This window comes from Isoptericola sp. Y541 (assembly GCF_059445465.1).
Map to the genome: position 1 here is coordinate 1 of NZ_JCAIUJ010000016.1, position 9030 is coordinate 9030.

The 9030-nt window shown below is 67.5% G+C and carries 8 protein-coding genes and 2 pseudogenes; 3 read left to right on the plus strand and 7 right to left on the minus strand.

The annotated features are described in order from the left end of the window. The 3 genes from AC1C2V_RS19655 to AC1C2V_RS19665 form a co-directional block, all read right to left on the minus strand. Positions 1-292, minus strand: a 292-nt coding sequence (locus AC1C2V_RS19655) for a hypothetical protein (RefSeq protein ID WP_495391338.1), incomplete at its 3' end; no start/stop codon positions are given. Then, a complete protein-coding gene (locus AC1C2V_RS19660) occupies positions 289-852 on the minus strand; it encodes an RNA polymerase sigma factor (protein ID WP_495391339.1) in 564 nt (187 codons plus the stop codon). The genes AC1C2V_RS19655 and AC1C2V_RS19660, both read right to left, overlap by 4 nt. A 564-nt stretch (positions 853-1416) precedes the next feature. Beyond that, on the minus strand, positions 1417-3042 hold the full coding sequence (locus AC1C2V_RS19665; RefSeq protein WP_495391340.1) for an outer membrane protein assembly factor BamB family protein: 1626 nt from the start codon (positions 3040-3042) through the stop codon (positions 1417-1419). Positions 3043-3202: 160 nt separating this feature from the next. On the opposite strand from AC1C2V_RS19665, the gene AC1C2V_RS19670 reads away from it, so the two are divergent. Together AC1C2V_RS19670 and AC1C2V_RS19675 are read left to right on the plus strand one after the other, a co-directional pair. After that, positions 3203-3835, plus strand: a complete 633-nt coding sequence (locus AC1C2V_RS19670; protein ID WP_495391341.1) for an RNA polymerase sigma factor — start codon at positions 3203-3205, stop codon at positions 3833-3835. Positions 3836-3843: 8 nt separating this feature from the next. Continuing rightward, the gene (locus AC1C2V_RS19675; protein WP_495391342.1) at positions 3844-4794 is read left to right on the plus strand and encodes a hypothetical protein; all 951 of its coding nucleotides are present in this window, start codon (positions 3844-3846) and stop codon (positions 4792-4794) included. Positions 4795-5095: 301 nt separating this feature from the next. Here AC1C2V_RS19675 and AC1C2V_RS19680 read toward each other — a convergent pair whose 3' ends face one another. From AC1C2V_RS19680 to AC1C2V_RS19690, 3 genes and pseudogenes are all read right to left on the minus strand, one after another. Beyond that, entirely contained in the window at positions 5096-5278 is a 183-nt protein-coding gene (locus AC1C2V_RS19680) for a S26 family signal peptidase (RefSeq protein ID WP_495391345.1), read from the minus strand. An 89-nt stretch (positions 5279-5367) separates the two neighbouring features. Then, positions 5368-6015: a nucleotidyltransferase family protein gene (locus AC1C2V_RS19685; protein WP_495391343.1), complete on the minus strand. Its 648-nt coding sequence runs from the start codon at positions 6013-6015 to the stop codon at positions 5368-5370. A 100-nt stretch (positions 6016-6115) separates the two neighbouring features. Further along, positions 6116-6945: pseudogene (locus AC1C2V_RS19690) on the minus strand (transposase family protein). Between the two features lie 1062 nt (positions 6946-8007). On the opposite strand from AC1C2V_RS19690, the gene AC1C2V_RS19695 reads away from it, so the two are divergent. After that, positions 8008-8415 carry a hypothetical protein gene (locus AC1C2V_RS19695; protein WP_495391344.1) on the plus strand — a complete coding sequence of 136 codons (408 nt, stop codon included), beginning with the start codon at positions 8008-8010 and terminating at the stop codon, positions 8413-8415. Positions 8416-8429: 14 nt separating this feature from the next. Here the strand turns inward: AC1C2V_RS19695 and AC1C2V_RS19700 are convergent. Beyond that, positions 8430-8687 (minus strand): annotated as a pseudogene (locus AC1C2V_RS19700) (IS630 family transposase); the annotation flags it as partial. Positions 8688-9030: the final 343 nt, after the last annotated feature.

The window sequence follows — 9030 nt, forward strand, 5'->3', positions numbered from 1 at the left end:
GCTGGGTGGCGGCATTGTCCGCCGCCTCGAGGAGCACGAACTCGGCCGACGCAGGAGCTGTCCCGAGCACGCCGGCGGCAACAACCGCGGCGACCGCCGTGCCCGCAGCGGCGACGCGCGCCCACCAGCGTCGACGCGTTCGAGTGAGGCGCGCCGCGGTCGGCGCGGCCGTCGCAATGCGTTCCAGGATCACCTCGGCCCGCGCCGCCTCCGCGGTGGTGAGCGGGGTATCGGGCACGGGGTTGGCCTCGGAGAGGCGTCGCAGTGTCAGGTCTTCGGTCATGAGGGTCATGGCTGCATTCCTTCCACGACGCCGGGATTCGCTCGCCGGCCGGGCCACGGTGCAGGGTCGGCGTGAGGTTCGGGTTCGATGTCTGCGAGCAGGTGCTTGAGGCGGCGGCGCGCGCGCGACAGGCGCACCGAGAAGGCGGCACGAGTGCAGCCCAAGACCTGGGCGGCCTCGCGACCGGTGAGCCCGTCCCATGCGACCAGGGCGAGCGCCTCGCGGTCGGCATCGCTCAGGCGAGTCCAGGCGACGTGGAGGTCCACCGTCGTCGTCGCGAGGTCGATCGCATCCTGCGGTAGCTCACGCTCGGTGCCGATGCGCAGAGCGAGGCGATTCCGCCGGCCGTGGGCGCGGCGGTCCTCGGCCAGGACGTTGCGGGCGACACCGAACAACCACGGGCGGACCTCACGCGGCACGTCGGCCCATCGGTTCCACGCGATGGCGAAGACCTCCGCGGCCAAATCCTCGGCCACGTCCGGATCGGCACGGCGCTGCACGAACCTCAGCACGTCCGGGTACAGCGCCCGGAAGACCTCGCTGAACACGATGTCCGCCGGCGCCGTCACGGACTCATCCTCTGTCTCACACCTCTACATCGTTCCGAGGCGCCCGAGTGCAACACCGGTTCTTGGTGAATCTCAACAGGTCGACGCGTCGGCTCATAACTGACCGATATTGGAGTCGCACAGAATCGGGTTCTGGAGGTTTCGAAACCCCTAAAGGGATGCCCAGCTACTTGGGCGTCTACCTGATGGTCAGGAGCAAGCGCGAGTAGCCTGAGGCACGCGAAGGAGCACGAAGGGCAGGCTGGACGACATGGGCAAGGTCGCGAGGCTCAAGGAGTCGTGGTTCCGTCGCGCTGCTGCACGCCGCGCCCGCCGGGAAGTGCGTGCTTACCGTCCGCCCGAGTGGCCGGAGCCCGGTTCAAAGGTGATCTGGCCCAAGGACGCAGGTCCCCCTCCGCCCTCTGGCGGAAGCGTCATGGGCTGACCTGGCAAGGTGGCAACGGCTTCATGTTGCTTCTCGACAGTCGGCCAAACGGCGCAGAAAAACGACCGATTCTGAGCCGCTCCAGACTCGGGTCCTGGAGGTTTCGAAACCTCCAGAGGCTCTCACTGGTACTTCGGGGCTCAGCCGAGCCCGGCCACGCCTTTGCCGGCGGCCATGCCGTTGCCGACGGTCACGAGATGACCGCCTACTGAGTGCAGGTCCCACGGGTCCCCTGTGAGGTGTCGCTCCCATGTGGTCGTCCCGTCCCGAAGGTCCAGGGCGATCAGGCGAAAGGTGTTCTGTTGGGTGTCCCCGCTCCACCCGTTCGGGGAGATGGCGAGCAGTAGACGCGTGCCGTCGGTCACGACGCCGGAGACCGACTCGCCACCTTCGGGGCTCTCTGGGTTGCGGCCGATCACCTCCGCCAGGCGCCACCGTTCCTCCCCGGTGGAGGCGTCGAGGCCCAAGACGGCAGACTCGTCCATGACGACGAGCGTGTCACCGACGCGGGCGAGGGAACTGGTGAGCATCGCCCCCGGGCGGGTCCAGACCGGGTTGCCGTCGTCGCCGACCGCGGCGAGCACGCTGCTCTCGCCGGACGCTCCGAGCACTGCGAGCTGCGGGCCGTCCGGAGCGGAGTCCACGGAGACTGGTACGGCCCAGCCGGCGATCGTCCGATCCACGTTGCCGAGGTCGTCAAGGAGTTCGCTGGTCTCGCCGGACACGATGTAGCCGCCGCCAGGTCGCGACGCGATGGCTCGGAACCCGGTACCGAGATCCACCACGGTGCCGTCCGGCAGCACTGCGCTCGTCGTGCTGCACAGGTTGAAGAAGGTGAACGACGGTGTCGTGTCGACCCAGACGTCGGGAGTCAGCCCCGTGGCTCCGGCCTCCTCGACGACGCCGCAGCCGTCGAGTGCCTCCACTGTCAGTTCGAGCGTCACCTCGGCGCGCAGTTCCCCGGTCACCGCGTCCTCGATGCGCAGGGTCGGTCCCGACCACCCGGCCCCTCGCAGCGCCTCGAGGGTCTGCTCAGGGTCGTCGCCCTCCTGCCAGGGGACGGCGATGCTGGGGGCCGCGTCGAGCACGGCGATCGCTTCGTCGGCTGCGGGCCAGACCTTGCGGCCGGCCGTGTCCTCGTCGAGCATCACACGGGCAGGAACCTCGAGTGTCCGCTCGCCCAACACCTCGCCCGCCGGGTCGAGGACCGTCACGGTCGACCCGGCGTCGCTGACGCAGACGACCGATTCCACGGGCGTGCCCCAGTCGACCTCTGACGACGGCGTCGGGCCGCACTCCACGTCGCCATCGAAGACGTGCCGCCAGACCTGGTCGCCGGTCTCCGCGTCCACGGCAGTGAGCCGCTCGGCATTGGCGACGAGCAGCACGCCGTCGGGAAGGACGCCTGCCACCGTGGCGCCCGCCGGCTGCGTCCAGGTCTCCTCCGGCGGGTGCGACAGCTCCTCGACGATGCCGGGCATTCCACGAACGGCCTGGGCGCGCAGGTGCTCGTCCCGTGCGTCGAGCGCACCGGGCAGCACGGCCGCGGTGGTGGCGGCGAGCATCACGACGGCGGTCGTGCCGGCTGCGACGACGCGTCCTCGGCGCGACAGGTGTCGCCAACGCCGAGCGAGGCGATCGCGGAACGAGACCTCGTCGCCATCGTGCTTGCCCGGAGGGGCAGGGACGCCGTCGTCCTCCTGCTCGTCGTCCGGCACGAGCTCGAAAGAGGTCATCGGCTCGGGGCGACGGAACCTCGGGGGCATGCCCGGAGAGTACCGGGCGCGACGGCACCGGACGGGGGCTGCCGGTCGGGTCGACCTGTAGGGCTCCGGTGTAACGCTTCGCGGGTACCTGGACATGTATAGGTGACACGGGAAGCCAGGGAGGGCATCGATGGGTAGGCAGCCGCCGCAGCAGGAGCCGGTGACGGCGGACCAGAAGTTCGCGTCGCTCTTCGACGCCACGCACCTGGCGCTGCTCGGGTACGCGGTGCGCCGGCTCTCCGTCCCGGAGGACGCGGCGGATGTCGTCGCCGAGACGTTCCTCATCGCGTGGCGCCGGCTCGAGGAGGTGCCCGCCGACGGTAACGCCCGACCGTGGTTGTTCGGTGTCGCGCGAAGGGTGCTTGCCAATCATCAGCGGGGCGAACGACGTCGGATCGAGTTGGCGGGCAGGTTGCGTGAGGACCTTCGAGACTTCGATCCGCCTCGCAGCGCGTCCCGCATCGACGACCTCGAGCGCGCGATGACGAGCTTGGCCGGCGACGACCGAGAGATCCTGCGCCTGGTGGCATGGGAAGAGCTCGCGCGCGACGAGATCGCCATGGTGCTCGGGATCTCGCGCGGTGCAGTGCGGGTGCGGCTGCACCGGGCGCGCAAGCGTCTGACCGAGCAGTTGTCCCTGGTCCCGCAGAGCCACCCATCTGGCACGTCGGCCCCGCCGCCGGCAGGCGGCATGCCCAGGCGAGCGCAGAGCGGGGTAGACAGCGCGGACACCAGTACCAGCACGCCAGACACGCGGCGTCCGGCCACGACGGGGATCGAGGAGGCACGATGACGGACCCGATGACGCGGTTGCGGGCGACGAACCCCGTCCGGCAGTCGGAGCTGCCCCCGGTAGGCCACGATGTCTGGTCGGAAATGCGCGGGTCGATCGCCTCGACGCCACGCGGGCCCGAGGTGCCGGCACGGAAGGCGCCGCGAAGGGGACGGTTCGGAAGGCGCGGAGCGATCACAGCAGGACTCGCGGTGCTGCTGGTTGGAGGCGGCATGGGCTATGCCGGCATCGAGGGGTGGTTCGGAGGAATGACGCAGGGCCCCAACTGCCTGGCGGACTGGTCGAACCAGGAAGCCGCGGTGACCGGGTCCTGGTTGACCGGCGACGCGATCGCGGACTGCGACACCCTCATGCAGGACGCCGGACTCGACCCCGTCAAGGACCCGATCGCCTTCACGCTCCAGGACTACACCTACGTCACGCCCGCCGATCAGGTCCCCAGCGGTGCCCATATCCTCGCCTCCGGCGTAGCCGTCACCCCGCAGGCGCTCGAACTGCGACAGAGCGCAACCGACTTCGTCGACGGCGGGAACGCAGAGTGCCGCACCATGGCCGAGCAGGTGCAGTGGGCTCAGGACGAGCTCGAACGCCTCGGTCTCGAGGGCTGGTCCGTCGTGGAGGCCGACAACCAGGACCCGGACGCACCGTGCTCATGGGCGGACGCCCAGGAACCGGGCGTAGTGACCATCGGGTCGGGCGGACTCCCGCTGGACACGTTCGTCGCCGGGGAATGGCCACTGGCGGACGAGCTGCGCGCGAAGATCACCGACCGATGCCTGACTGTCGGACAGGCGAGACGCGTCGCGGAGGACGCATACATGAAGCTCTCGTCCGACGGCGCCGACGACACAGTGACGGCGACCGCGATCCCGGACGAGACCGCCGACTGCGCGCGCGTCGACGCCGGCATCGGCGGGGCCGTCAAGGTCACGGTCTACGGGCCGAAAACGAAGCAGTGAGGCCGAAACGTGCAGTGACACAACCAGCCCCGCGGTCGACGCCCCGTGCTCGTCGCGGCGACGTCACGGCCTGGCTTCCAGCTGCCTTCGCCATCGTCGCCCTCGCAGCCCTGCTCTATGGCCTGGCCGTCTTTGCCGACCTCGCCGTCGACGTCATCAGCGCGGCAGCCACCTCCGGGTGAGCCACCCGCTACTGCTCGGCACTTGTGGACTTCGACAAGGCTGCCCGACGGCCCAAAAATGCCCGATTCTGGGGCGCTCCAGAATCGGGTTCTGGAAGTTTCGAAACCTGCCTCGTACGTCAGGGCACGTCGGCAAAGACGTCGCCGGGGTTGCGCAGCAGCGTGGCGTCGGCCAGGGGCCACACGGTGGCGAACGCCGACCCGACGACGTTGTCCATCGCTACGAATCCGCCGCCCGGGTCACCTGTGTGGAGTCGGGAATCGGCCGAGTTCTGCCGGTTGTCGCCCATGACGAAGAGGATGCCCGAGAGGGACGGTCATTCGTGCGCTTGGGGCCTGCGCCCGCCACAGTCACCCGCAACACGCTCCGGGGCAGGCTGTCGGCGTGAGCTCAATGGATCCGATACCCAGATCGGCCGAGATCGACGACTGCGCCGAGGCCGCCCGGGCTTGGCTCGTATTCCGGTTCGATCTCGTGACGGAACGTGCCGTACAGGGCGTAGGCGGACACTGCCGTTTCTGGCCCCAGCGACTCTTTGAAGAGCGCGAGTGACGACGCGGCGCGACGGTCGTACTCGGTCGCGAAGCGATGGTGGGTCCGGCCAGTGGTGCGGTCGGCGCCGACCATGCAGTACACGATGGCCTCCTGAAGGATGCCAAGAGTCAGATGCAGGCCGATGAGGTCACTGCCACGGCCAAATCGCACAGCTGCGAGAGCCGCATCGAACCGAACTGCGTTGTCGATCGGTGCAAGGGGGAGGTGACCAGGCGACCCCCGGACCGTGAGGTCGACCCGTCGTCCGTCGACTAGGACGGCCCTCACGACCTGTGCATCCGCGTCGACCACCTCTTGATATGCCCAAAGGCGCGCACCGAGCACGGCCTCGACCTCGAACGGAGCCGGGCTCGTCACCATGACGTCGAGGTCGCTCCAGCCGTCCAGTGACGTCTGATGAGCGGCCGATCCATACGGCTCGAGATCAGCGTCGGGGAGACTCACCGTCAGGTGGGCCAGCAGATCCAGTTGCCAAAGGCTCATGCCCGGAGGCTACGGCTCGGTCCAGAGCCGAGGGACGTATCTCCGCGAGAATCACATCGAGAGCCTTCAGTGAGCCTTTCCCAGTAGCGGCCTGATCGGGTCAGGTGGTGCGGTCGTGCTCGGTGTGGAGCAGGACGAGGATCGCGGCGGTGATGGGGCCGACGTGTTCGGGGCTGAGGGTGACGCGGCGGGCGGCCTTGTAGTTCTTGATGAGCGCGTTGCCCCGTTCGGCCAGTGCGCGCACGCAGGAGTGCGGCAGGTTGGCCGTCTTCTGGTCGGGGTTCAGCTTCTCGCCCTTGGCCGTCTTGTGCTGCACGAGCAGGCGGTCGGACTCGCCCTGGTAGCCGAGGTCGGCCAGGACCTTGCGCCCGCCGGTGGCCCACGCGGCGAGGGAGTCGAGCAGTCCAGAGTGGGAGCGGGCGGCGGACGTGTCGTGCTGGCGACGGGGGCGCACCGGGGAGACCCACAACGGCCACCCGTGGGGGGCGGTGACGACCTGGATGTTCCCGCCGTGGGCCTTGTGCTTGCCCGATCACCACAGGTCCACCCCGGGGGTGGGGCCCGGCGCGCTCACGCGGTCGGTACGGATCAGGGTGCCGCCCGAGTTCAGGTGAGTGTGCCCGGCGGTCTTCGCGGCCAGCAGCACCCCGTCCAGAGCCGGGGCAGCCGGGAGGCGAGCGTGGTGATGCCCTCGTGCAGGTACCGGTAGGCGGTCGACGGGCCGATGTCGTGGTCGCGGGCGAGCTGGGCGACCCGGGTGGCGTCGATGAGCCATCGGCACACCATCACGGCCTGGTCCCACCCGCGCAGCGCCCGCCGCCCCGCGCGGGTGCGCCGCTCGTGGCGAACGCCGGCGAGCAGGCCGGCGAGGAACTCGACCATGGTGGAACGCATCGGCAGGACGGCGGTGTAGGTGACTTGTTGTCGCATAGAACACTGCACGGAGCTGTTCTCGACTCATCCCGCCCGTGTCCTATAGACACTGCCGCATCGTCACTCATGCCTGGATTTCCCGATCTCGGCCCGCGTGACGCCAGAAGCGCGTTGTCCAGCGATACCGAATACGACTTCATCATCGCCCCGTACTGGACATTTCCGAATACATCGGAGTTCATCTCATAACCGTTCCCATGTCGAGCCATGCCGTCCGATCGCTCACAACACCCAGTTCACCCCCAGCCGCACCTTTGCGCCCCAGGATCCCTGGTCTTGAAAATTCTCCTCCATCCCGAGAAGCATAGCGGCGACATTGTCGCCCTCATGGCCGCCGGAGTTGACCATCGCCAAGAAGATTACCCAAGGATTTCCTCGCGCCGCCCGTGAGCCGTTCACCATCTGGTCGTGAACGGCAGCGCCACGTCCGAGCCCTTCGAGCGCCCTCGTGTGCCGGCCGGCAGTCCTGCTCGGAGGTCTGCCGTCGGTCGGCCATACCGCTGCCAAGGCGGCATGAAGGCTCCCACCCGCATTTTCGTTAGCCCACATCGCAGGAGGGAGCGGTTCGAAATATCCGAAACCCCGTTCTGGCTGATGTCAAATCGGTCGTTATTGGTCCGCGGCTGAACGGCGTTCGCCATCGTCCTATAGACACCGCTCCATCGCGACGGTCTCAACGATTCTTCACCCTCGAAGACTATTGACGGGCAATACAGTCGCCTGTAACTTTAGGCCACCAATCTCGCAGTAGAGCGAGTGGCTTGGAGGAAGCCAATGGCAGTGCTGAACGTGTATCGGGTGGCTTTGCATGCACGAATTGGCGGCGCGAACAGGAGCACATCAGAGCCGATGAGAATGCGAACGACGGCAGCGATAGTCGTGTGGGCCGTAGCCCTGTTGGGCGTCGAGGGTTGCTCTGCGGAGCAGATCGTACATTCTGACATGAATGGACCAATGTCGCTCAGTGTCCCCGACTCTGGATTCGCCTCACTCCGCCCACCGAAAAACCTCCCACCCAATAAGGAGTGGAGCGGGACGTTCGGAAACTTTGTCCCATGCATGACGACAGAGGATGGGCCGGCCCGGATTACAGGATTGCAGTTCGCCGATTCCTCCGGCCCTGAGCCTCTGTCGGCTGTGCCGTACGTCCGGACCTTTGACTCAGCGACCGATACGCCGATCGCAAGCATGCTTGGTGAGACGAGGGACCTGGACATCAGGTCGGCCAAATTGCGTGAAGGCGTGAACGGGCTCGAAGTCGGGACAACCTGTCACGGCCTTATCGGGTTCGACGGCAAGATGACAGACGAGCTCCTGATCAGCCTGACTGCCGACCAGCGCGGGGCCCATGTGGGGGATGTGACGGTGACCTATGCCACGGCGGACGGTGCCGAGCATGCGATTCAGGCCGATTGGGACTTCTACTTGTGCGGCTCCGAGGTTTCCGATGAGTTCTGCAATCCCTGATTTCGGGGAGTGAGCTAGTGGTTCGTCTTTGAAATGTCTTGTCGGTTGGCCTTCGTCAGGACTTCTTCGGCGGTCTTGGTCCAGATGAAGGGGTGGGAGCGGTCGTTCCAGCCGTCGATGAACGCGCGGATCTTGGCGTTGAGTTCCTTGACGGACTTGAACACCCCGCGGCGGATGGCCTGGCGCTCGACGATGCCGAACCAGACCTCGACGAGGTTCATCCAGGACGCGTGGGTCGGGGTGAAGCGCACCTGGATCCGCGGGTACGCCACGGCACCTCGACCCTGTTCGATCGCAACCGGGCCAGTGCGTCACCCCGAGCCACTTCGGCGGCGGGGTCAACGTCGCGGTCACGATCTTGCGGTGATCGATCCGCCGCGGACGCCACCGTCGACGCGCGCGTCCAACACTCCAATTCCTGCCGGTCGCCGTCGCGCGGCATCAATGCCGGGGCGGCTCACATAGAGCCATCATCACCACTCAGAGGTGTTCTCACCAGGGGCAGTGAGCTGATCGGCGCGACGGTGCGCTGACCGGCGGGTTCGTCCGGCGGGTGGGTTGGCGGCAGCAGGGTCCCGGGACCAGGATGCAAGTCGCCAAACACACAAACTGGAC